20 protein-coding genes and 2 pseudogenes are annotated in these 21,312 nt (G+C 63.3%); 10 read left to right on the top strand and 12 right to left on the bottom strand.

Going from position 1 to position 21,312, the window contains the following annotated elements; genetic code table 11:
- Together VSR82_RS32240 and VSR82_RS32235 are read left to right on the top strand one after the other, a co-directional pair.
- A partial coding sequence (locus VSR82_RS32240; RefSeq protein WP_498858384.1) for a GAF domain-containing sensor histidine kinase occupies positions 1 to 3,143 on the top strand: 3,143 nt, incomplete at its 5' end.
- Positions 3,144 to 3,188: 45 nt separating this feature from the next.
- A pseudogene (locus VSR82_RS32235) lies at positions 3,189 to 3,308 on the top strand (IclR family transcriptional regulator); the annotation flags it as partial.
- A 22-nt stretch (positions 3,309 to 3,330) separates the two neighbouring features.
- Here the strand turns inward: VSR82_RS32235 and VSR82_RS32230 are convergent.
- Positions 3,331 to 4,248: a LysR family transcriptional regulator gene (locus tag VSR82_RS32230; protein WP_429462785.1), complete on the bottom strand. Its 918-nt coding sequence runs from the start codon at positions 4,246 to 4,248 to the stop codon at positions 3,331 to 3,333.
- A 142-nt stretch (positions 4,249 to 4,390) separates the two neighbouring features.
- On the opposite strand from VSR82_RS32230, the gene VSR82_RS32225 reads away from it, so the two are divergent.
- On the top strand, positions 4,391 to 5,155 hold the full coding sequence (locus VSR82_RS32225) for an SDR family NAD(P)-dependent oxidoreductase (protein WP_429462786.1): 765 nt from the start codon (positions 4,391 to 4,393) through the stop codon (positions 5,153 to 5,155).
- A gap of 90 nt (positions 5,156 to 5,245) precedes the next feature.
- Positions 5,246 to 5,953, top strand: coding sequence for a pirin family protein (locus VSR82_RS32220; RefSeq protein WP_429462787.1), 708 nt, complete (start codon positions 5,246 to 5,248; stop codon positions 5,951 to 5,953).
- Positions 5,954 to 6,070: 117 nt separating this feature from the next.
- On the opposite strand, the gene VSR82_RS32215 is transcribed toward VSR82_RS32220, so the two are convergent.
- The 3 genes from VSR82_RS32215 to VSR82_RS32205 are packed head-to-tail and all read right to left on the bottom strand — an operon-like array spanning position 6,071 to position 8,210.
- The gene (locus tag VSR82_RS32215; RefSeq protein ID WP_429462788.1) at positions 6,071 to 6,667 is read right to left on the bottom strand and encodes an NADPH-dependent F420 reductase; all 597 of its coding nucleotides are present in this window, start codon (positions 6,665 to 6,667) and stop codon (positions 6,071 to 6,073) included.
- Between the two features lie 27 nt (positions 6,668 to 6,694).
- Complete coding sequence (locus VSR82_RS32210) at positions 6,695 to 7,462, bottom strand: SDR family NAD(P)-dependent oxidoreductase (RefSeq protein WP_429462789.1); 768 nt, start codon at positions 7,460 to 7,462, stop codon at positions 6,695 to 6,697.
- Positions 7,463 to 7,475: 13 nt separating this feature from the next.
- Positions 7,476 to 8,210, bottom strand: a complete 735-nt coding sequence (locus VSR82_RS32205; protein ID WP_429462790.1) for an SDR family NAD(P)-dependent oxidoreductase — start codon at positions 8,208 to 8,210, stop codon at positions 7,476 to 7,478.
- A 106-nt stretch (positions 8,211 to 8,316) separates the two neighbouring features.
- On the opposite strand from VSR82_RS32205, the gene VSR82_RS32200 reads away from it, so the two are divergent.
- Positions 8,317 to 9,243 (top strand): LysR family transcriptional regulator, encoded by a 927-nt coding sequence (locus tag VSR82_RS32200; protein ID WP_429462791.1) that lies wholly within the window; start codon positions 8,317 to 8,319, stop codon positions 9,241 to 9,243.
- 84 nt (positions 9,244 to 9,327) lie between these two features.
- Here VSR82_RS32200 and VSR82_RS32195 read toward each other — a convergent pair whose 3' ends face one another.
- Complete coding sequence (locus VSR82_RS32195) at positions 9,328 to 9,486, bottom strand: hypothetical protein (protein WP_410852552.1); 159 nt, start codon at positions 9,484 to 9,486, stop codon at positions 9,328 to 9,330.
- Between the two features lie 462 nt (positions 9,487 to 9,948).
- Between VSR82_RS32195 and VSR82_RS32190 the strand changes: the two genes are divergently transcribed.
- Complete coding sequence (locus tag VSR82_RS32190; RefSeq protein WP_498858383.1) at positions 9,949 to 11,076, top strand: aldo/keto reductase; 1,128 nt, start codon at positions 9,949 to 9,951, stop codon at positions 11,074 to 11,076.
- Positions 11,077 to 11,142: 66 nt separating this feature from the next.
- Here the strand turns inward: VSR82_RS32190 and VSR82_RS32185 are convergent, their stop codons facing one another.
- Positions 11,143 to 11,343 carry a DUF2905 domain-containing protein gene (locus VSR82_RS32185; RefSeq protein WP_429462793.1) on the bottom strand — a complete coding sequence of 67 codons (201 nt, stop codon included), beginning with the start codon at positions 11,341 to 11,343 and terminating at the stop codon, positions 11,143 to 11,145.
- A 47-nt stretch (positions 11,344 to 11,390) separates the two neighbouring features.
- Positions 11,391 to 12,380, bottom strand: a complete 990-nt coding sequence (locus tag VSR82_RS32180) for a LysR family transcriptional regulator (protein ID WP_429462794.1) — start codon at positions 12,378 to 12,380, stop codon at positions 11,391 to 11,393.
- Between the two features lie 95 nt (positions 12,381 to 12,475).
- Between VSR82_RS32180 and VSR82_RS32175 the strand changes: the two genes are divergently transcribed.
- Positions 12,476 to 13,756, top strand: coding sequence for an MFS transporter (locus tag VSR82_RS32175; protein ID WP_498858385.1), 1,281 nt, complete (start codon positions 12,476 to 12,478; stop codon positions 13,754 to 13,756).
- 410 nt (positions 13,757 to 14,166) lie between these two features.
- On the opposite strand, the gene VSR82_RS32170 is transcribed toward VSR82_RS32175, so the two are convergent.
- Both VSR82_RS32170 and VSR82_RS32165 read right to left on the bottom strand, forming a co-directional pair.
- Positions 14,167 to 15,411 carry an NAD(P)/FAD-dependent oxidoreductase gene (locus tag VSR82_RS32170; protein WP_498858382.1) on the bottom strand — a complete coding sequence of 415 codons (1,245 nt, stop codon included), beginning with the start codon at positions 15,409 to 15,411 and terminating at the stop codon, positions 14,167 to 14,169.
- Between the two features lie 97 nt (positions 15,412 to 15,508).
- Entirely contained in the window at positions 15,509 to 16,297 is a 789-nt protein-coding gene (locus VSR82_RS32165) for an ABC transporter substrate-binding protein (protein ID WP_410852548.1), read from the bottom strand.
- Positions 16,298 to 16,536: 239 nt separating this feature from the next.
- Between VSR82_RS32165 and VSR82_RS32160 the strand changes: the two genes are divergently transcribed.
- The 3 genes and pseudogenes from VSR82_RS32160 to VSR82_RS32150 form a co-directional block, all read left to right on the top strand.
- Positions 16,537 to 17,508, top strand: coding sequence for an ornithine cyclodeaminase family protein (locus VSR82_RS32160; protein ID WP_429462797.1), 972 nt, complete (start codon positions 16,537 to 16,539; stop codon positions 17,506 to 17,508).
- Between the two features lie 74 nt (positions 17,509 to 17,582).
- On the top strand, positions 17,583 to 18,353 hold the full coding sequence (locus tag VSR82_RS32155; protein WP_410842503.1) for a helix-turn-helix transcriptional regulator: 771 nt from the start codon (positions 17,583 to 17,585) through the stop codon (positions 18,351 to 18,353).
- Between the two features lie 88 nt (positions 18,354 to 18,441).
- Positions 18,442 to 18,741: pseudogene (locus tag VSR82_RS32150) on the top strand (LysR substrate-binding domain-containing protein); the annotation flags it as partial.
- Between the two features lie 31 nt (positions 18,742 to 18,772).
- Here VSR82_RS32150 and VSR82_RS32145 read toward each other — a convergent pair.
- From VSR82_RS32145 to VSR82_RS32135, 3 genes are read right to left on the bottom strand one after another with little or no spacing between them, the layout of a single operon-like run.
- Positions 18,773 to 19,555, bottom strand: a complete 783-nt coding sequence (locus tag VSR82_RS32145; protein ID WP_410852546.1) for a substrate-binding domain-containing protein — start codon at positions 19,553 to 19,555, stop codon at positions 18,773 to 18,775.
- Between the two features lie 43 nt (positions 19,556 to 19,598).
- Positions 19,599 to 20,894 carry an MFS transporter gene (locus tag VSR82_RS32140; protein WP_498858381.1) on the bottom strand — a complete coding sequence of 432 codons (1,296 nt, stop codon included), beginning with the start codon at positions 20,892 to 20,894 and terminating at the stop codon, positions 19,599 to 19,601.
- Positions 20,894 to 21,214: a hypothetical protein gene (locus VSR82_RS32135; protein WP_498858386.1), complete on the bottom strand. Its 321-nt coding sequence runs from the start codon at positions 21,212 to 21,214 to the stop codon at positions 20,894 to 20,896. The genes VSR82_RS32140 and VSR82_RS32135 overlap by 1 nt, the downstream gene beginning before the upstream one ends.
- Positions 21,215 to 21,312: the final 98 nt, after the last annotated feature.

The following is a 21,312-nucleotide window of genomic DNA, read 5'->3' as shown; positions in this document are numbered from 1 at the left end:
TCGCCGCCGAGACGCGACTTGCGGCGCTATCGAAGCGTGCGACGACCACGCTCGAGCGCGCCCAGGTCACGTTCTGGCAGATGGATGTCTACCTGATGCTCGACCAGAGCGAAAACGCGATCGCCGTCGGCCTCGCCTTCCTTCGGCATGTGGGCATCGAGTGGTCACCCCACCCGGATGACGCGACGGTGCGCCGCGAATACGAGCGCATCTGGTCACTGCTTGGCGACCGGAGCATCGACGAACTCATCGATTTGCCGCCGATGGGGAATCCCATCGCGCTAGCAACCGTCGAGGTTCTGACCAAGCTTTTCGGGCCGGCCTTGTTCACCGATGGGAACCTCAATTGCCTGACGATCTGCAAGGCAATCAGTCTCAGCCTCGAACAAGGCAATGCCGATGCGTCGTGTGTGGCCTATGCCCAATTCCCCTGGTTCGCCGGACGGCTTTTCGGCGACTACCAGCCCGGATTCGAATTCGGCCGGCTCGGCTGCAAGCTCGTAGAACGACGCGGCCTCGTACGCTTCGAAGCCCGCACGCATCTCGCGTTCTTTGTTTATGTCGCCCGCTGGGTGCAACCTGCGCGGCAAAGTTGCGGTGACCACTTTCGCCAAATTTTCGACGCTTTGGACCGCACCGGCGATCTTCCATTCGGCGCGTTCGCGTCCAGCCACCTGGTCTCGAACCTGCTTTTCATCGGCGAGCCACTGGTTGAGGTGCAACGAGAGGGTGAAACCGGCCTGGCGTATGCCACAAAATTGCAATTCGCGCTGGCGATTCACTTTATCGAAGACCAGCTTGCGGTCATCCGGACGCTGCGCGGCTTGACGCCGGTATTCGGCTGCCTCGACGACGCGCAGTTCAACGAAGCTCGCACCGAACAGCAATATCGGGCAAAGCCGTCCCTGTCGGCCGCTGCATGCTGGTACTGGATCCGGAAACTCCAGGTGCGCTATCTCGCCGGCGACCACGAGGCGGCCATGGCCGCCGCGTCAGAGGCGCAGCGGCTTCTGTGGACCTCGCACTCGTTCCTCGACGAGGCCGAATATCACTTCTATGCGGCGCTGGCGCGGGCTGCGCTGTGCGACTCCGTCGCCGCCGGCGACCCCCAGGAGCACCTCGAAGCGCTGATTGCCCGCCACAACCAGCTGCGCATCTGGACGGATCTCTGCGCAGAGAACTTCGCAAGTCATACCGCACTGGTCGGCGCCGAGATCGCGCGCATCGAAGGCCGAGTGGTCGAGGCCGAGATGCTCTACGAGCAGGCCATCGATTCGGCGCAGGATAGCGGATTCGTCCACGTCGAGGCGCTGGCCAGCGAACTCGCGTCCCGCTTTTATGCGGCTCGCGGCCTCCGAAGAATTGCGCGTACCTATATGCAGGACGCCCGCTATGGCTATCTGCGTTGGGGCGCCATCGGCAAGGTGCGTCAACTCGAGGAACAGTACCCATACCTGAGAACCGAAGAGACGGTGCCCGGACCAACCAATACGATGGCAGCGCCCATCGAGCACCTCGAGCTGGCAACCGTGATCAAGGTGTCGCAGGCGGCGTCAGGCGAGATCCACCTTGAGAAGCTGATCGGGATGGTCATGCGCACGGCCATCGAACAGGCGGGCGCCGAACGGGGCCTGCTGATCCTGTCGGATGCGGGCGACCTGCGGATCGCCGCGAGAGCCACCACCGCCGGCGACGGGCTCCACGTGCAGCTATCCGACACACCGCTCAATGGCGCAATGTTGCCGGAGTCGGTCCTCAACCAGGTCTTGCGTACGCGCGAGAACATTTTCCTCGACGACGCCGCAACGGACCCGATGGCCGACACGGATCCCTACGTCCGTCAGCATCGCGCACGTTCCATTCTGTGCCTGCCGCTGATGAATGGCGCGAAGCTCATGGGCGTGCTCTACCTCGAGAACAATCTCGCCGCGCGCGTGTTCAGCCCCTCGCGGATCGCCGTGCTGAAGCTGGTGGCCTCGCAGGCTGCAATTTCGCTCGAAAATGCCCGTTTATATCGCGACGTCGCGCAACGCGAAGCAAGAATCCGACGCCTCGTCGACGCCAATCTCATTGGGATCGTCATCTGGGGCGTGGATGGACGACTCATCGACGCCAACGATTCATTCCTTCACATGCTCCAGTACGAGCGTGAGGATTTGAAGGCCGGGCTTCGATGGTATGACATGATGCCTCCCGAATGGCAAGAACGCGTCCCGCGCGAGTTGGAAGAGCTCGAGGCGACCGGCGCCATGCAAGCCAGCGAAAAGGAGTTCCTCAGGAAAGACGGCAGCCGGATACCTGTCCTGATCGGCGGCGCGGCATTCGAAGATCAGCCGAGCCAGGGCGTGGCTTACATTCTCGATCTGACCGAGCAGAAGCAGGCGGAAAAGAAAATCCGTGACAGCGAAGAGCGCTATCGCGACGTGCAGGCCGAACTGGCGCATGCGAATCGCGTCGCGACCATGGGGCAGCTCGCCGCGTCGATTGCTCATGAACTCAGTCAGCCCATCGCTTCGACGGTCATCGACGCTCGGGCCGCGTTGCGGTGGCTCGACCGCGAGCCCGCCAATGTCGACGAGGCCAGCCGTGCGCTCGGCAGTATCGTCAGCGGCGCGAATCGCGCCGCTGACGTGCTCGACCGAATCCGGCAACTGGTCAGGAAGGCGCCACGGAGAAGGGAACCGGTGGACCTCAACGAAGCCATCCGCGAGATTGCCGAACTGGTCCAGGGCGAAGCGAAAAAGAGCGACGCCCGGCTGGAGATGCAACTCGCGGAAGCTTTGCCGCTTATTGAAGGCGATCGGGTGGAAATGCAGCAGGTACTGCTCAATCTGATCATCAATGCGCTGGAGGCACTGAGCGGCATCGATGGAGTACGACAGGTGTGTCTCAGCACAGCGGAAGACGAAGGAGGCTGCGTGCTCGTGACCGTGCGCGACTCAGGGCCGGGCTTCGGCCCGAACGGTACCGAACCGGCATTCACCGCGTTCTACACCACGAAGGCGACCGGCCTGGGGATGGGTCTTTCGATCTGCCGTTCGATCATCGACGCCCATGGCGGACAGTTGTGGGCGACTGACTCGCCGCCGCGCGGCGCGGTCGTTCAGTTTACGGTGCCTAAGCATGCTGCTGTTTCTTCTTGATGGTCGCGATTGCGCGACGGAGGGTGCTCTCGGGCAAACATATTCACCGCGCAACCAAAGGAAGAATTGAAAAAACCGAGCGCGCAGGTGCGCCGCCAAGGTTGGGCGATCGTCGACCAGGAGCTCGAAGGCGGCTCGTTTCCGCTGTCTGAGCGTGGGCGGCAACCCATTCAGCTAGTCGAACGCATTACTTCGGCCATCGCCATGACGGCTCGGACAGATGCTCCGCAAAATAATCGGACAGCGCAGCCACCTTCGCAGGACGCGCGCGCGCCGACGGCGTGACAAAGTAAAGACCACCCTTCGTCAGCGACCAGTCGGTGAGGATCGCTTCGAGCCGGCCATCGGCCAGATATTCGCCAGCGATGAATTCGGGCAACTCGGCAATTGCGAGCCCGTCGAGCAGCGTGGGCAGCAGCGCATCGGAATTCGTCACGCGCAGCGGGCCGATCGGCATGACCGGCTCCTCCTCGCCAGCGGCGTTCGTGAAGCGCCACACATCGCTGCGCGCCCGGTACGCGTATGAGAGGCATGGCCGCTCCACCAGTTCGCGCGGATGCGCGGGCCGCCCTTCGCGCTTCAGATACGCTGGCGACGCGACCACGAACTGTGTGACCGCGCACAGCCGCCGGGCGACCAGCGACGAATCCGGCAGCGCGGCGATACGCAGAGCGGCGTCGAAACCATCGGCGACCAGATCGATCGACGCATCCGAAAGATGCAGGTCGATCGACACCTCCGGGTACGCGCGAAAGAAGCCGGGCAGCAGTGGCGCGACCCAGCGCAGCCCGAACGACATCGGCACGGCCAGGCGTACCAGTCCGCGCGGCTGCACTGACATCTCGCGCGCGGCGCTTTCTGCCTCTTCGGCCTGACGGTAGATCTCCGCGGCCTTTTCGCAGATCGTCCGGCCGAACTCGGTAAGCGACAGCTGGCGCGATGTACGGTTGAAAAGCCGTGCGCCCAGCCGGTCTTCCAGACGAGCGACGCCACGCGAGACCGTAGCGACCGATACCCCCATCGCGCGCGCGGCGGCCGCGAACGATCCTTCCTCGGCGACCTTCGCGAACATCGCGAGTCCTTCGAAATCAGGCAGCTTCGCCATTTCCCCTCATCTTTTCATTTTTGCAACGTTAGATTGCAATCAATTCTATTTCGGAAAGGGCGAGGCGTCGATATTCTCCTCACATCGCAGCACGCAACACCGAACCTCAACCTCCACTGAACGACACCAAAGGAGCAACACCATGGCACGCAAACTCGACAACAAGATCGCACTCGTCACCGGCGCAACCAGCGGCATCGGCCTTGCCACCGCCCAGCGCTTCGCAGCCGAAGGCGCGCACGTCTACCTCACGGGCCGCCGTCAGGCCGAACTCGATGCCGCCGTGAAGAGCATCCGCGACGCGGGCGGCAAGGCAACCGGCGCCCGCGTCGACTCCACCAGGCTTGCCGAACTCGACGCGCTGTATGCGCAGATCAAGGAAGAACAGGGGCGCCTCGACGTACTGTTCGCGAATGCTGGTGGCGGTTCGATGCTGCCGTTTGGCAACATCACCGAAGAGCACTTCGACGACACCTTCAATCGCAACGTGAAGGGCGTGCTGTTCACGGTGCAAAAGGCGCTGCCGCTGCTGGCCAAGGGAGCGTCGGTGATTCTCACGGGTTCGACCGCAGGTAGCGCGGGCACGGCGGCATTCAGCGTGTATTCGGCTTCGAAGGCTGCGGTGCGCTCTTTCGCACGCAACTGGATTCTGGACCTCAAGGATCGCCAGATCCGCGTGAATACGATCAGCCCGGGCGCAACGCGCACGCCTGGCCTGCTCGATCTGGCCGGTGACGACGCCGCTCAGCGCGAGGGTCTTGCCAATTACCTGGCCGCGCAGATCCCGATGGGACGTCTGGGAGAGCCCGGCGAAATCGCGAGCGCCGCGCTGTTCCTTGCCTCGGACGACGCGAGCTTCGTGAACGGCATCGAGTTGTTCGTCGATGGCGGCCAACAGCAGATCTAGGCGTAGTTCGAGCGTGCAGGGCGCAGCGGAGGCGGTCTTCGGAAATCGCACCCGCGCCCGGCGCGTAAGGCATTCGAGCGCAGGCACATCATGATCGAACATCGTCTTGACCTTGCGTGTGGCGCAGTCAGGCGCGACTGGCTCAACACGCGAGCGCATTTCCGGGTCGGCCAAGGCGGACGAACCGGCCATGCGCCGCTCGGCGCGCTCTACGTGTGGAACGACGATGAGTTCGCGCCGCGCTCGGGCTTCGACCTGCATGCTCACCGCGACGTCGAGATCGTGACATGGGTGCGCTCGGGCGCGATCACGTACGAGGACGACGCGGGCAATCGCGCGCGACTGGTCGCCGATTCCGTACAGGCGATGAGTGCGGGCACCGCGCTCCACCATGCCGAGCGGAACGAAGAAGATGTGCCTGCGCGGCTATTCCAGATCTGGCTGCATCCACGCACGCCGGGCGGCACGCCCCGTTGGGCGACGCGTATCTGTTCGCGTGGATGTCGCGAAGGCCGCTTCGTCACGCTGGCGAGCGGCGATCCCGACGATGTGTGCGCCGGCGCGCTGCCCATCCATGCGGACGCGCGCGTGCGTATCGCGACGTTACGCGAAGGCACGACGCTGCACCACGTGCTGCCGACGTCGCGCCGGGCGTATCTGGTTGCCGATCATGGTCGCCTTGATGTCGGCGAAGTCCGGCTCGCGCCACGCGATGGAGTTGCCGTACGCGACGAATCGCAGCTTACGTTGGTGGCGCGAGACGACACTGATGTCGTGATAGTCGAGCTTTTGCGGTAGGAAAAGTGTGCCGTTGGGCTCGGGCGCGATGACATCCCTCGCTGGTTTTCGCATTTGGCACAAGACACGCTTTGGTAGCTTTAATCGGCTGTTTTGCGATAAGGAAACCGTGGGTCCTCAGTCGAACGTGATCAAGTCCTTGAAGATCAGTCGTCCCCAGTTAATTCCCCGCGCGTGCACAAGCAGTCCACCCTCCGACAGCCCGCCAAGTTTGATTGGCGCGAAACCGAGTTTTTCCGCAAGCGCACCGATCTCCGCTGCGGCGCCGTCATCATCGCTCGCGAGGAACACGACTCTCCTGCCACCCTGTACGGCCGGGTCCTGGCCGAGGACGGCCGCGGCCAGATGATTGAAGCCTTTCACCAGCCTGGCTCCGGTGAACGCATTCGCGACGAAAGCTGAGGACGGCAGGCCGTCCAGTTCCGCAGGCGGGGCGAACGTGTTCATCACGTCGACGATGGTCTTTCCCTTCCAGTTGGGTAGCACCTTCGCGACCTCCGCGTACGACTCGAAACGGACAGCCAAAAAGATGACGTCCGCCTTGACGGCTTCCGCCAGGGTTTTGGGAATGATCGTAGGTCCGACCGCTGCTGCATCGGACGCAAAGCTTGCCGGGTCGCGCGAAGTCGCAACGGATACTTCGATGCCGTTGCGCGCGAACGCCCTGGCAAGTGCGTGGCCGATCTTGCCGAAGCCAATGATTGCGTAGCTCATATGTTTCTCCTTGGTTTCCCGGCGCGCTCAGAGCTTGTAACCGCCGCTCGCTTCAATCGTTTGGCCGGTCACCCAATGGCCGTCATCGGAGGCCAGGAACGCCACCACGGCCGCGATTTCTGAAGGCTCGCCAAAGCGGCCCAGCGCGATTTGGGCCTCGACCGCCTTGACGAGTGCGGGATTCTCCCGAAAATCGGCGTTCGCATCCGTTCGCGTGAAACCAGGCGCTACGGCGTTCGCTGTGATGCCACGCGGCCCGAGCTCGATTGCCAGCGTATGAGTCAGGGTGTTGATGGCCGCTTTCGCCATCGAGTAGACGGGCGCAGCCGTCACGGGCTTGGTGGCGGCCGCGGATGAAATGTTGATGATGCGTCCACCATCGGCGAGACGGTCGAGAGCGGCCTGAATGATGAAGAAGGGCGCGCGGGCGTAGACCGCCATCAGGGTGTCCCAACTCTCCGGCGTCGCGTCCTTGAAGCCAACCCAGCCGGAATTGCCAGCGTTGTTGACCAGAATGTCGAGGGCCTTGCTTCCGTTCCGCTTGGTGAACTCGTCGTCGAGTCTCTCGAACAAGGCCGGCACGGTCGCCGGATCGACGAGATCCGCATGGATCGCGAACGCGCTGCCTTGCGCTTTCTCGATGGCCGCGATCGCCTCGTCCGCGCTGGATTTGCTGGCGTTGTAGGTTAGCGCGACTGTCGCACCATCCTGAGCAAGCCGTTCGGCGATGGCGCGGCCAATGCCTCGTGATGCCCCGGTGACCAGAGCTGTTTTGCCCTTTAGAGATCGTGTCATCTGATTTTTCTCCTCAGAGTTGTGCCAAGCCACCGTCGACGGCGACCTCGCTGGCGGTCATGAAGCTGCTGTCCGACGACGCAAGAAAGGCGGCGACCGCCCCGATCTCCACCGGATCGGCCATACGCTGGAGCGGCGTCATCGAACCGTAGGCCTTCTGCCCCTCTTCGCCTAGCGCCTCCTTCGCTAGTTCGGTCGCCGTCGCCCCGGGCGACAGCACGTTGACCCGGATGCCGCTGCCCTTCAGGTCCTCCGCCCAAGTCCGGGCGAGGTTGCGAACCGCTGCCTTGCTCGCGCTGTAGGCCGTGAACCCTGGGGCTCCTGTGGTGCCGGCGCTCGATCCGGTCAGGATGATCGAACCGCCTGAGCCCATCAGCGGCAGCGCCTTCTGGACCGTAAAGATCGTCCCCTTCACATTGGTGTCGAAGGTCTCGTCAATGTGCTGGCCGGTGATCTGTCCGAGCGGAAGCGGGCTTCCCGTCCCGGCATTGGCGAAGACGATGTCCAGGGTTCCGCGCTCGGCCTTCACCGCCGCGTAGAGCCGGTCGAGGTCGGCCAGATCGGAGACCGAGCCCTTCACCGCGCGTGCATTGGGCCCGAGGGCGGCCACAGCGGCCTCGAGCGCTTCCTGCCGGCGGCCGAAGACGAAAACGAACGCGCCCTCCTCGATGAAGCGCTGAGCCGCAGCGCGGCCGATACCGGTAGCGCCGCCGGTGATCACGGCGGTCTTGCCATTCAGTCTGTTCATGTCATGCATCCTTGGAAACGAAAGCGACAAACAGGATTCTCCGGCTCTTGATTCATGAAGCCAATTGACTAAACATGCATACTTTTCATCTAGTTTTTAGATAGCCATGCTCGACAACGTCACGATCAATCAACTTCGGGCCTTCGTCGCCGTGTGTGATCAGGGAAGCTTTTCCGGGGCCGCACGCGAGCTGAGGCGTGCGCAGTCGGCGATCAGTCACGCGATCAACGCGCTCGAAAGCGCCTTCGATGTGGTGCTGTTCGAGCGCAACACGCGCAAAGCGACGCTGACGGCTGCTGGTCGCAGCCTCCTGCCTGATGCTCGCGGTGTGATCTCGCGCACAGAGGAAATGAAGATGCGCGCGGTTGCCATTGCTGAAGCTGGGGTCCCACAGGTCTCGGTCGCCGTGGATACCTACTTTCCGCGTGCGCATTTGATCGAATGCCTGCGCACCTTGCAGGCGGACTTTCCAACGGTTGCAATCAATCTGCGCATGACGACCATGCAGGACGGCGAGCGTTTGGTTCGCGAAGGCATGTGCGCGTTGGCGGTGACGATCACGGACGTGCCGGAGCTGAGCCCCGGCACCATAGAAAGGCAGCATCTATGTGATGCGCAAATGGTGACCGTCTGTGCGCCATCCCATCCACTGGCCTCAATCGCGGGGCCGATCCCGCGGGAGGAATTTGGCCGGCACATCCAGCTCGTCGTAACCGACAATCAGCCCGATGCGGACAAGACCCAACAGGGGGTCGCCAGCGAACGCCAGTGGCGGGTGAATGACCTCGGCGCGAAGCACGATCTGCTCAGGGGAAGCTTGTGCTGGGGGCACATGCCGCGCCATCTGGTCGAGGAAGACCTCGTGAAGGGAACACTTGTCGAACTCCAACGGCGCGCATGGCACATGCGCCCCCTCACGTTCATGGTCTCGCAGCGGCGCGGGTACTCGTTTTCCGAATGCGAGACACGGCTGGTCGAGCTTCTCGGCAATCGTCATCCTTCGCAAACGCTGGGAAGACCCAGGCCAGCGTAACGCACGGTCGCTGATGGCTTTGCTGGGAGACGCTGTCCGCACCGGGGCATGTGCACCGCCCTCTGAGCGCGGTCGCGACGACGCTCAGTGTCGCGACCGGGTCCAGCGACACCAGTCGTGGTGATCAAGGTTGCGCAGCAGATCGGCGCGGCGCCGTTCGCGGCGGTAGTGCGAAATCACGCCACACGCGGCCATCACCAGCACGATCAGGCCCACAGCCATACCCAACCACGATTGGTCCACGTCAACCTCCTCTGACACACCCGGATTGCCACCCGCCAGCGAAGACGGCTCGATCAACGAATATAGTTCGTCTCGACAGGATGTCTGTGCACCAGTCAACGTAGCCGTGCAAAACGAACACAGCACGAAGTCGCCACGTGGCGTCGCGCGAGGAAACAGAAAGCGCGGCCCAGCAAACCTATGCAAAGAGAGCCAAAGGTGCCCCGGGGCACACCATTCATTGCGCGGTGACTTGCCAGCGCAGAACCGGTTGCGTGGCCCCGCGCGGCATCACCCACGGGCCGTTCCGGCTGAAGTCCCAGCCCACGAAGCTGGCTGGATTGCTCATCTGTGCGGATGTGAGCCCGTTTGCTGCGGGCAAATGAAAGTTGGACAGTGGCTGCTACCGTGCCGCGGTCAACAGCGGCACAAGAAAGGCGCGCACAATAATGGGTCGCTTACCTGGCCCCAGAGGAGACAGTCATGTCGCTCGATCGCTATACCCTGCTCGGTCGTTCCGGCCTGCGCGTGAGCCCGATGTCGCTCGGCACGATGACGTTCGGCACTGAATGGGGCTGGGGCACCGACGAAGCAACGGCGCAGCGGCTCTTCGATCTATACGTCGACGCAGGCGGCAACTTCATCGATACGGCTGATCTCTACACGGAAGGCACGAGCGAGCAATGGGTCGGCCGCTTCACAGCGGCGCGCGCGATGCGCGAGCGGCTCGTGATCGCGACGAAGTACTCGTACAACGCGCAGCCCGGCAACCCGAATGCGGGCGGCAACCATCGGAAGAACCTGCTTCGGGCACTCGAAGGCTCGCTCAGGCGGCTCGGCACAGACTACATCGATCTCTATTACCTGCACACGTGGGACCGCATGACGCCCGCCGACGAAGTGATGCGCGCCATGGACGACGCCGTCAGCGCTGGCAAGATCCGTTACGTCGGCCTCTCGGACGTGCCAGCGTGGTATGCCGGTCGGGCGCAGACGCTCGCGGACTGGCGCGGTTTCGAACCGGTCGCTGCAATGCAGTTGGAATACTCGATGATAGAACGCAACGCGGAACACGAGTTCGCCGACCTCGCCACACACCTCGGCATGGGGCTCGTGGCGTGGAGCCCGCTTGGCATGGGCGTGCTGTCGGGCAAATACCGTCCGTCGCAAGACGCCCAGAATCAGACCGCTGTAACGGGCAGCGGTCGCCTGCAGACGCTAGGTACCGCGCCGCCGCCCGGATTCGACAAGCTATCCGCGCGCAACTTTTCGATCGTCGCCGAGCTGGAGGCAGTCGCGCACGCTGCGAATCGGCCGATGGCTCAGGTCGCCCTGAACTGGCTGTATCAGAAACGGGGGGTTGCGAGCATCGTCGTCGGCGCGACGAAGGCGGCGCAGCTCGAACAATCGCTCGGCGCACTCGACTTCGTGCTGGCGCCCGAGTTGATTGCCAGGCTCGACGCGGCTTCGGAGCCGCCCCACCCGTTCCCGTACTACATGTTCGCGGATGGTCATCAGGCGCGCATTCACGGACAGGTCGATGTGGCCGCACAACCGCCGAATCATGCCGACTTTCAGCGAGTGCCCGCGCCGCCGCCCGCCGCCAAGTGAGCAGCACACCGCGCGACAGGAAGCTAGACGGCGTGGGGCATCCGTTTCACCGGCGCCAACGCGCACTTACCGTCGCAACAACCACAAGAGCACTGACACCACGACCGAAATCACGATGCACGTGACGATCGGAAAATGGAAATCGATACCGCCGCGAACGATATGTATGTCGCCAGGCAGCCGGCCGAACGGGATGCGCGCGAACCAATGCCGTCCGAGGCCGGCAAGCAGGCACAGCACGCCCAAAATAACGAGGAAGCGGTTCATGGTGCCCGGTCACTCACGAAAAAAACCAATCATGTCGAAGTCCCCTATCAAGCATGGCTCAAGCGACCGCGTCCATTCTTCCCGGATCGCCTGCTGACAGCCGCGCCATCGACGCGCTCAAAGGAATGCGCCGCAGCCATCCCATGAGCACGCAGCACCTCGGCCAGCGAATCGCGCAAGAGTGCGATCGGCCGCACGAGCCGTCCCGGTAGCGGGTGGTGGACGAGCCAGACCTCGACGCCTGATTCGAAATCCGTGACATCGATCACCTGCAACACGTCGCGAAACGGGCTGCGCGCAAGCACTTCCGGCGAGACGATCCCGATTCCGAGTTGCCGCGCGACAAGCGATAGCTGTAAGTCGGAGCCGAAAGCCTCGACGGCGACGTTGAACGGCAACCCCGCCCGCGCGAGCGCGCGCGACAGCGCCGAGCGCATGCCGCAGCCGTCCTGGTTGAGCACCCACGGATGCTGCGCGAGGTATTGCAGCGTGACGGGCGCTTTCGGCAGCCCAAGCGAACGCGCCGCGACGACGGCAGTCGGCATGAAAGCGAGCCGCGTACCAACCAACGCCTCGGGCAGCGCGATATCACCGGGCATCAACACGACAGCGGCATCGACCTGCGCCAGTTCGACCGATTGCAGCAGACGCGGCGACCAGCCCGCCGTCACACGCAGCGTCAGCTTGGCGTAGGTGCCGCGCAAGCGGTCGAGCGGCTGTTCGAGCGCGAGGTCGGAGAGGAACGGCGGCACGCCGATGCGCAGTTCGCCTTCCGGCTCGCTGTCGGGGGAAGCGACGGCCAGCAGTTCGTCGACGGCGCCGAGCACGTTACGCGCAAGCAGGTAGACCTCCCGCCCGGCAGCGGTCGGCTTGAGCGGCTTTGCCTGACGGTCGAGCAGCGCAAGAGCCAGCGTGCTTTCGAGGCTCTGGATGCGGCGCGTCAGGCCGGGCTGGGTTAGATGGAGCCGTTCGGCTGCACCGACGATCGACCCACATTCAACGACGGCCACGAACGCCTGGAGATCACGCGTATTCAAAACAATCTCGCATAATCATTATCAAGATGTTTCAATTGTCGCATAACGAAGCAGCTTCTAGCATAGACCACAAGTCCTTCAACCGGAGCGTCGTCATGGACCGCCCCGCAGATCTTTCATCCTGCAGCGTCGGCCAGCCGCACGCTGAACGCGCCGACGAGCGCCAGGCCGGCCAGCTCACCACGCCGATGACGGTTTTTTTCGGCACTGCAGTCGGTCTCATCATCATCAACCTGTTCGCCGCGCAGCCGCTCACCGGCCCGATTGCCGCCACGCTGAATCTTCCCCATGCGCTCGGCGGCCTCGTGTCGATGCTGCCGCAGCTCGGCTACGCCACTGGGCTCGTGCTTCTCGTTCCGTTGGTCGATCTGATCGAGAACCGCCGCCTGATCGTGCGGACGCTGCTCTGCTGCGCATTGCTCCTCGCTGTGCCGATGTTCGCGCGTTCGGCGTGGGTGTGCCTTGCCGCGCTATTCCTCGCGGGCGCGACATCGACCGTGATCCAGATGCTCGTGCCGATGGCCGCGTCGATGGCGCCCGAGGCCCAGCGCGGCCGCGCCGTGGGCAACGTGATGAGCGGCTTGATGATCGGGATCCTGCTGTCGCGGCCGCTCGCCAGTGTCATCGCGGCTTGGGCCGGTTGGCGCGCGTTCTACGGCACGAGCGCGCTAATCAATGCGTTGCTCGCGGGTGTGCTCATGCGGCGCCTGCCCTACCGCGCGCCGCCGGTAATCACGCGCTACGCTGCCTTGCTGCGATCGCTCTGGACCCTTCTCGCGCGTGAACGCATCCTGCAGCGGCGCGCGATCTCCGCCGCTTTGGCGATGGCGGCGTTTAGCGCGTTCTGGGCGTCGGTCGGACTACTGCTCGCGCAGCCACCGTTCGAATTCGGCCTGCACGGGATCGCGCTTTTCGCGCTCGCGGGTGCGAGCGGCGCAGTCGTCACGCCGCTCGCCGGCCAGGCGGGCGACCGCGGGCACGGTCGCAGTGCGCTGCTGTTCGCGCACCTGTTGATCATCGCGGCCCTTGTGCTCATCGCCGTGGCGGGATCGGGCGGATTGGGCTTCGCTCCGCAGGCCCACCCCCGGCTCGCGATCGCGGCGCTCGTCATCGGTGGTGCGGCGATCGACACAGGCGTCGTCATCGATCAGACGCTTGGCCGCCGCGCCGTCAATCTCATGAATCCCGCCGCACGCGGGCGGCTGAACGGACTGTTCGTCGGTGCGTTCATGGTCGGCGGCGCGCTCGGGGCGGCGCTCTCGGGCGCCGGATGGGCTCTCGCGGGGTGGCGCGGGGTCTGTGGCGTGGGTGTTGCATTCGCGGGAGCAGCCTTTGCCTATGGTGTCGCGGGCCGCTCCAACCGGGTGGGAACCTGAGATCTGCAACGCGGTTGAACGCGCGTGGCCGGGCGCGAGCAATGCTTGTCTGCTCGCAAGAGGGTAGTGCTATGGGTGCATCATTTGGCCGCTATTGGGCCGCACTGCGTCCAACGATCGAGCGAGACCGTCATCTCGTATCGTGCTTGATGCAACAGGTATAGGCCGACCCTGAGCAGCCTTCGGTTCTCTCAAGAGTAGTCGCTCAGAGATGTTTCGATACTTGACGCGACGTTCTACTCGACTAAAGGTACTTGAATTTTATGATCTGCACTTTGCTAGTGAATCGGGCAGCTTTGAACTGAACACAACGCCATGCAAAGACACTCTCGATCTCCATCCTGAATGGAACGTGTTTCATAGTGGCCGATCCACCCAACCAGATCTTCAGGCCGGGCGCATTCCCGCCGCTAACCACGGAACCGTTCAGCCCGAAACGGACGCGCATCCGCACAGGTCGGTGCCCCGGTCATCATCTCCGCCAGCAGTCGACCGGTGACGGGCCCCAGGGTCAAGCCATGGTGGTTATGACCGAATGCAAACCACAACCCGCGATGACGCGGCGCGCGCCCAATGACGGGGCGCATATCGGGTGTGCAAGGACGCAGGCCGAGCCACGGACTCGCGTCGAGTCGCTCACCGAGACCGAAGCTCGGCCTGGCAATGCGCTCCGCGCGTTCGAGCTGGATGCCCGTCGGCCTCGCGTCACGCCGCGCGATCTCGACCCCCGTGGTCAGCCGCAACCGCCCTTCCATCGGCGCCACCACGTAGCCCTGCTCCGCGTCGACGAATGGCATCGACAGCATCTGGCGGGTAGGACGGTAGTGCATGTGATAACCGCGCTTCGCGCGCAAAGGAATGCGGTAACCAAGCGGCGCGAAAACGCGGTCAGACCATGAACCGAGCGCCACCACGACTTCTTTAGCGCTGATCCGGCCCGACGATGTTTGAACGCTCCACGCGCCCGCTTGCGCCGTTAGCGTGGCGGCGTCGCCGGTGAGCACCGTTCCGCCGCCCGCTTCGAAAAGACTCGCATAACCTTTAGTCAGTGCCCCGGGATTGACGATGCTTTTCGGGTCCTGCCAATGCAACGCGCCACAAAAGCCGTCCGCGAGGCCCGGCTCGCGCGCGGCCAGCGCCGCCGAATCCAGCACCGCGACCCGCAAGCCATAGGTCCTGACAGTCAATGCGGCGGCCGCCGCCTGCCGCGAAAATTCCGCTGGGGTGCGATAGGCGTCGATCCAGCCGCTGTCGCGAATGAGATGGCCGAGTTGCGCGCGCTCGATGAGCCGATCGTGTTCAGCTACGCTTTGCTGGATCAACGGCAACATGTCGCGCGCGGCGGCCATCAATCGCTCGGGCGACGATTCCCACCAGAAGCGCGCGAGCCAGCTCGCAAAGTGCGGCAACGCCCGATAGTCCCAGTACAGGTCGGTCGAACGATTCTTCGCATAGCGCAGCAAGGTGCCGAAATCGCGCGGAAAACCGTAGGGAACGACCGACGAGCTTTCAATCAGCCCCGCGTTGCCGAAGCTGGTCTCTTCGCCCGGAGCGCGCCGATCAACCAGTGCCACCCGGCGGCCGCGATCCTGCAACTGCAGCGCGGACGATACGCCGACAATCCCAGCGCCCAGCACTATCACATCGAAATCCATAAACTCGCTTCGCTTTTTCTATCAGGACTGGACGCCGGGCTGCCGCATTTTGCGCAGCGAGCCGGCGAGAAACCTCTGGCGCCGGCTCGTGGACTCGTTACTTCGCGATGATGTCGTTGTTGAAATACTTCTGCGAAAGACTGCTCAACGTGCCGTCTTTCTTCAGCGCGTCGAGCGCGGCATTGACTTTCGCGACCAGCGCCTTGTCGGCCTTGCGCAAGCCCCAGCCGGTGCCTTCGCCGAGCGTTGCCGGATCGCTGAGCGGCTTGCCGACGATCGCATACTCGTGGCCCTCGGGCTTGCCGAGGAAACCGTCCTGCGCAGTTTGCGCTTCCTGAACGGCAGCGTCGAGGCGCCCGCCAAGCAGGTCCGCGTAGACCTGATCCTGGTCCTGGTACGACACGACCGTGACGCCGGCATTCGCCCAATGAGCTTTGAGGAAATCCTCCTGCGACGACCCCTGCAACACGCCGACCCGTTTGCCTTGCAGACTTTTCACGTCGGGCAACAGGCCGGAGCCACGTCGGGCCACCATCACGATCGGCACGATATAGATCGGCTTCGTGAATTCAATCGATTGCTTGCGCTTGTCCGTGATGTTCATCGCGGAATTGATCACGTCGAATTTACGGGCTTCCAACGCGGGAATCAGTCCATCGAACGCATTTTCGACCCACACGCACTTCACGCCCAGCTTCGTGCAGACCGCATTGCCGACGTCGACGTCGAAGCCCTGCAGTTGCCCGCTCGGCGACTTGCTTTCGAACGGCGGGTAGGCTGCCTCGATGCCGAAGCGCAAAGTGTCCTGAGCCTGCGCGCCGACGGTCCCTAGCGAGCCCGCCAATGCAGCAGCGACGATAAGTGAAAGTTGAAGCTTCCGAAACATAAGAGGTCCCCTGGATATTTGGGCGACGACAATTGAGGGCATGCGCGACGGTTGACCGGCCCGCTCCGAGACATCGCATGAGGCAGATGACGCGCCGGCCTTACACGTGCTCTGGATTGACAGTCTATTCTGGACAGATATAAAAGCAAGCAATTTTCAAAATAAATGTCCAGACTGGACAGTTTGACTTAGAATCATCTGACCGCCGGAGCACCGGCACCGTTGTGGAGCGCAGTTCAATGATCCAGTCAGAAAACGCAATGCCCCTGATCGTCGACCAGCAAACCGTTCGCGAGGCGCTTCCTCACCTCGACGTGCGCAGCGTGCTGGCGCAGATGTTTCGCGCGCTCGGAAGCCACATGGCAGTGCAGCCTCCGCAGACGCTGACTCTTTTCCCGCAGAACGCTGGCGACTTCATCACATATCTGGGCGTGATGGCGGACGCGAAGGTGTTCGGCGCGAAGCTGTCGCCATACATCGTCACGCAGGCGAAGCCGATCATTACCGCGTGGACGGCATTGATGTCGATGGAAACGGGGCAACCGCTGATGTTGTGTGATTCGGGTCTGCTGACGATCGAGCGCACCGCCGGAGCGACCGCACTCGCGGTGCAGCAACTCGCCGCCGATCATGCGCGCCGGCTCGCGATTGTCGGCGCGGGGGCGGTCGGACAGGCTCATTTGCGCCATCTCGCGTCGACGCGGCCGTGGCAGTCGATCCGGGTGTTTTCGCCCGGGCTTGCGAACGACACCGAAAAACGTGTGCAGCTCGCAGCGCTCGATGAAAGAGTCTCCATCTGTACAAGGATCGAAGACTGTGTCGCCGACGCCGACGTCGTTGCGCTGTGTACCTCGTCCGGCACCCCGGTGCTGCACGAAAACATGCTCGACAAGCCAGCGCTCATCACGTCTATCAGCACCAACGTGGCGAACGCTCATGAGATTCCGCCCGCATGGCTCGCCGACATGGACGTCTATTGCGACTACCGCCGCACCACCCCAGCCAGCGCGGGCGAGATGAAGCTCGCTTCCGAATACCATGGCTGGCGTCCCGAAGCCGTGCTGGGCGATCTCGCCGAACTCATGTGCGGCGAAGCGATCAAACCGTCCTATCGAAAGCACGTGTTTTTCCGCTCGATCGGGCTGGGTCTTGAAGACGTCGCGATTGCCTATGAACTGTTCAAATATCTGACTGCTCGCGCGGGCACGTAAGTAACCCCCACGATCTTGCCGACGCGCCAGATCGCGCCATGCCGCCGGAGCAATGGCAAAGGGTCTTCGCCGACATGCGGGTCGTCGTGCCATCGAGCAGAAGTACCGCATCGCTCGTGGCAAAATGCCGAACGTTTTCGGACCTTCCATACCGACGCCCACCCAAGTGGACCTTCAGAAAGCTGCAAGCATCTCTCCCTATGCGAAAGCCCAAGACAACGGCCGCACGTCGGCTACTTCTGGACCGCTACAGCCGCGTCGCCGATGGCATTGCGCTGTTGTTTTTCCCGTACGTCGAAATCGTCATTCATGACCTGCAAAGTCAAACGATCGCCTACATCGCCAATAATCTGTCGAAACGCGAACTCGGCGACGACTCCGCGTTGGAAGAGATCGACCATTCCGCGGAGTCCGGTACCGTCGGGCCGTATGAAAAAATCAATTGGGATGGGAGGAGGATGCGGTGCGTCAGCACGGTGTTGTTCGACGATGCCGGCAGCGCTGTCGGCGTGATGTGCGTGAACTACAACATCGCCGTCTTCGAAGACATCAAACATGTGATCGATCGTGTGATCTCCGGCGCCGGCGTGGTGAAGCAGCCCGAAGAGCTGTTCAAGGACGACTGGCAGGAACGCATCAACACGTTCCTTCACACGTGGCTCCAGGAACGTCAGTTGGCGCTGAATTCGCTGACTCGCGACCATCGTCGCGAGATCGTCGAAGCGCTGTGGGCCGAAGGGGCGTTCAAGGGGAAGAGCGCTGCCAACTACGTCGCGAATGTGTTGGGGATGGGACGTGCCACCGTCTATCAGCATATTAGAGATTTGCGAGGCGCGGCGAGCTGATACGGGGCAGACAACACCGAAATCCACACGATGGCGAACGGCCATCCGCGCGGTCTCCCCGCCGTGCTGAAGCTGCCGTCGCGGCACCGAGTCGCGACACGTAACGACCATGCTCGGGTTAATCGAAGCGGGGCTCGGCGTCGCCGCCGTGCCGTCGATGGCCATGCCCGGACATGACCACCCGATCCTCACGAGTGTGCCGCTCGTCGAACCGGTGGTGAAACGACGCGTGGGAATCGTAAGACGGCGCGGACGGCCGCTCACACCGGCCGCACAGGAGTTTCATCGGACGATCATCGAGATGAAGCGCGCCGGAGCCGCAAGCGGTGATGCCGTGAGCAATAACGTAACGGCGACAGTCAAGACAGGAAGGAAGACCGCATCGTGACGTTTCAGACAAGCCTTCCCGTGGTTCCGCCTCAATGCGCCAGGACGGAATCGAGCCCGGTCGATTTCACTTCTGCCTGTACACCGGGTGAAGCAAGATAGTCGAGAAGCGCCTTCGCTTCCTTCGGATGCAGCGCACCGACGGGAATGCCGGCGGCGAAACGCGTGACGGACTGCAGAGACTCGGGAATCTTGCCGACGAACGTGGCGCCCTGGACGGGCAGCAATTCGCTCACCTGCTGGAAGCCGATTTCGTAGTCCCCGCTTGCCACCACCGACGCCACCGGAATCCGCGGGATCATCTTCGCCTTCGACCGGACCTGGTCCTCGATGCCCAGCTTCTTGAACAGCTCTCGCTCGATATAGACGCCGCTCGCACTGTCCGAGTAGGCGATCGACTTCGCCTGCAACAGGGTCTGCCTGAGACCCTCGGGGGAGCCGATGTCGGGCTTCGCCGCCCCTTCGCGCACGACCATGCCGATGCGCGAATCGGCCAGCTCTACCCGCGATCCGGGGATGACCTTGCCTTGCTTGATCAGCTCGTCGAGTGCGTAGCCGACCATGATGACGGCGTCCGCGGGCTCGCCGCGCTCGAGCCTGTTGGGGATCGCTTCGGGCGATTTGCCCATCGAGGGTCCGAGCGCGGTGTCGAGCGTGTTGCCCGTCTCGGACGCGAACCTCGGGCCGAGCACCTTGTACGCGGCGGTAAAGCCGCCGGAACTCATGACGTGCAGGTCGGCGGCCTGCACGTTCGCCGCAGCGGCCGAGCTTGCGACGAGCGCCGCCGCGCAAAGTTTCAGAAGCAGATTTCTCATGGTTAAGGTCGTGTGCGGTTGCGATGGATGCGGGGGAAGCGCATCAGTGCGCCGGCGTCAGCGACACTGCGCGGCGGCGATAGAGCGCGAACGTCGCCAGAAGCGCGCACGCTGCGGCGAGGCTCATCCAGTATCCGGGCGCGGCCTTGTCGCCAGTCATATGAATAAGCGCCGTCGAGATCGCGGGCGTGAAGCCTCCGAACACGGCCGTCGCGAGACTGTAGGCGAGCGAGAAGCCGGCAACGCGCACCTGCACCGGCATCACTTCCGTGAGCGCGACGACCATCGCGCCGTTATAGATGCCGTACATGAACGAGAGCCAAAGGAGGACGAGCAGCATGTTGACGAAGCTAGGCGCGTGAGCGAGCAGCGACAGTGCCGGGTAGGCGGTCGCGATCGCGAGCACCGTCATGGCGACGAGGAGCGGCCGGCGGCCGAGCTTGTCGGAGAGCGCACCGCCGACCGGCAGCCACACGAAGTTCGATACGCCCACACACAGCGTCACGAGCAGGCTGTCGGCGGTGCTCAGGTGCAGGACCGTCTTGCCGAAGGTCGGCGCGTAGACCGTGATGAGGTAAAAGCTCGTGGTGGTCATCGCCACCAGCATCATGCCTGCGACGACGACGGCCCAGTTCTGGACCAGCGTGCCGAATACTTCCTTCATGGTCGGACGATGCTGGCGCGCCTTGAACTCCTGCGTTTCCTCCAGATTGCGACGCAGCATGAAGATGAACGGCACGATCATGCAGCCCACCAGGAACGGCACGCGCCAACCCCAGGCTGCGATGGCCGATGCGCTCAGCCACTGATTGAGCGCGAAGCCGAGGCCCGCGGCGACGACGATCGCCACCTGTTGGCTCGCGGACTGCCAGCTCGTGAAAAACCCTTTGCGGCCGGGCGTGGCCATCTCGGCAAGATACACCGACACACCGCCCAGCTCCGCGCCCGCCGAGAAGCCCTGCAGCAGCCGTCCGAGCAGCACGAGCGCGGGCGCCAGGAGTCCGATCGTCGCGTAGCCCGGTACGAACGCGATCAGGATCGTGCCGCTCGCCATGATGGAAAGCGTGACGATGAGGCCCTTGCGGCGGCCGACGTCGTCGATGTAGGCGCCGAGCACGATCGCGCCCAGCGGCCGCATCAGGAAGCCGGCCCCGAACACGGCGAACGTCATCATCAACGAGGCGAACTCGCTGTGGGCGGGAAAGAAAACCTTGGCGATCTGCGTGGCGTAGAAGCCGAACAGGAAGAAGTCGAACTGCTCCAGGAAATTTCCGGCCGTTACACGGAAAACTGCGGCGGCCTTCGAACGTCCGGTCGAAAGGTTAGTCGAGGGGTGCATCAAGGTGTCTCCTGAAATCTTGAAAAGACGCGGTGGTCCGGCCGATTGTGGTTCTGGCAATATTCGCCCGGAGGCGGCAAAACGATAAGTGCAATTTTCGGAACGATTGATGTTATACCGTTATCAATCTCGGCCCCTGCCGTCGCCACCGAGCCGCGCAACGCGAGCACGGCGGCGACCGTCAGAGGCTTATCACTGCGTCGACATTGACGCACCTGTCCGCCTTTGCCAGGCGCCGTGCCGAACACGACGTTCATGCCCGAAAACGCATGGCTCACCGGCGTCACCTCCGACGATTCGCCGCCCAGAATCTTGAGCACGCTCTCCTTATGCCACGCGCGCTTGCGGGTGCGCCTCGCGCGCGCCGATACGCGCCGCGACCTGCGCGTCCGCCCGATTGCATCCACGCATCGGCCTT

Origin of the sequence: Burkholderia sp. JPY481 (assembly GCF_038900515.1) — a bacterium.
GTDB lineage: Bacteria > Pseudomonadota > Gammaproteobacteria > Burkholderiales > Burkholderiaceae > Paraburkholderia > Paraburkholderia youngii.
The sequence above is the reverse complement of the archived record's forward strand: the minus strand, read 5'-3'. Positions and strand labels throughout refer to the sequence as shown.

What these genes read in the sequence shown, in the direction of transcription:
- VSR82_RS32155 (WP_410842503.1), top strand. Translation starts at nt 17,583, where the DNA reads ATGCGGGTCGTCGTGCCATCGAGCAGAAGTACCGCATCGCTCGTGGCA.
- VSR82_RS32220 (WP_429462787.1), top strand. Translation starts at nt 5,246, where the DNA reads ATGATCGAACATCGTCTTGACCTTGCGTGTGGCGCAGTCAGGCGCGAC.
- VSR82_RS32160 (WP_429462797.1), top strand. Translation starts at nt 16,537, where the DNA reads ATGATCCAGTCAGAAAACGCAATGCCCCTGATCGTCGACCAGCAAACC.
- VSR82_RS32230 (WP_429462785.1), bottom strand. Translation starts at nt 4,248, where the DNA reads ATGGCGAAGCTGCCTGATTTCGAAGGACTCGCGATGTTCGCGAAGGTC.
- VSR82_RS32215 (WP_429462788.1), bottom strand. Translation starts at nt 6,667, where the DNA reads ATGAGCTACGCAATCATTGGCTTCGGCAAGATCGGCCACGCACTTGCC.
- VSR82_RS32200 (WP_429462791.1), top strand. Translation starts at nt 8,317, where the DNA reads ATGCTCGACAACGTCACGATCAATCAACTTCGGGCCTTCGTCGCCGTG.
- VSR82_RS32170 (WP_498858382.1), bottom strand. Translation starts at nt 15,411, where the DNA reads ATGGATTTCGATGTGATAGTGCTGGGCGCTGGGATTGTCGGCGTATCG.
- VSR82_RS32225 (WP_429462786.1), top strand. Translation starts at nt 4,391, where the DNA reads ATGGCACGCAAACTCGACAACAAGATCGCACTCGTCACCGGCGCAACC.
- VSR82_RS32210 (WP_429462789.1), bottom strand. Translation starts at nt 7,462, where the DNA reads ATGACACGATCTCTAAAGGGCAAAACAGCTCTGGTCACCGGGGCATCA.
- VSR82_RS32145 (WP_410852546.1), bottom strand. Translation starts at nt 19,555, where the DNA reads ATGAGAAATCTGCTTCTGAAACTTTGCGCGGCGGCGCTCGTCGCAAGC.
- VSR82_RS32205 (WP_429462790.1), bottom strand. Translation starts at nt 8,210, where the DNA reads ATGAACAGACTGAATGGCAAGACCGCCGTGATCACCGGCGGCGCTACC.
- VSR82_RS32140 (WP_498858381.1), bottom strand. Translation starts at nt 20,894, where the DNA reads ATGCACCCCTCGACTAACCTTTCGACCGGACGTTCGAAGGCCGCCGCA.
- VSR82_RS32165 (WP_410852548.1), bottom strand. Translation starts at nt 16,297, where the DNA reads ATGTTTCGGAAGCTTCAACTTTCACTTATCGTCGCTGCTGCATTGGCG.
- VSR82_RS32175 (WP_498858385.1), top strand. Translation starts at nt 12,476, where the DNA reads ATGGACCGCCCCGCAGATCTTTCATCCTGCAGCGTCGGCCAGCCGCAC.
- VSR82_RS32190 (WP_498858383.1), top strand. Translation starts at nt 9,949, where the DNA reads ATGTCGCTCGATCGCTATACCCTGCTCGGTCGTTCCGGCCTGCGCGTG.
- VSR82_RS32185 (WP_429462793.1), bottom strand. Translation starts at nt 11,343, where the DNA reads ATGAACCGCTTCCTCGTTATTTTGGGCGTGCTGTGCCTGCTTGCCGGC.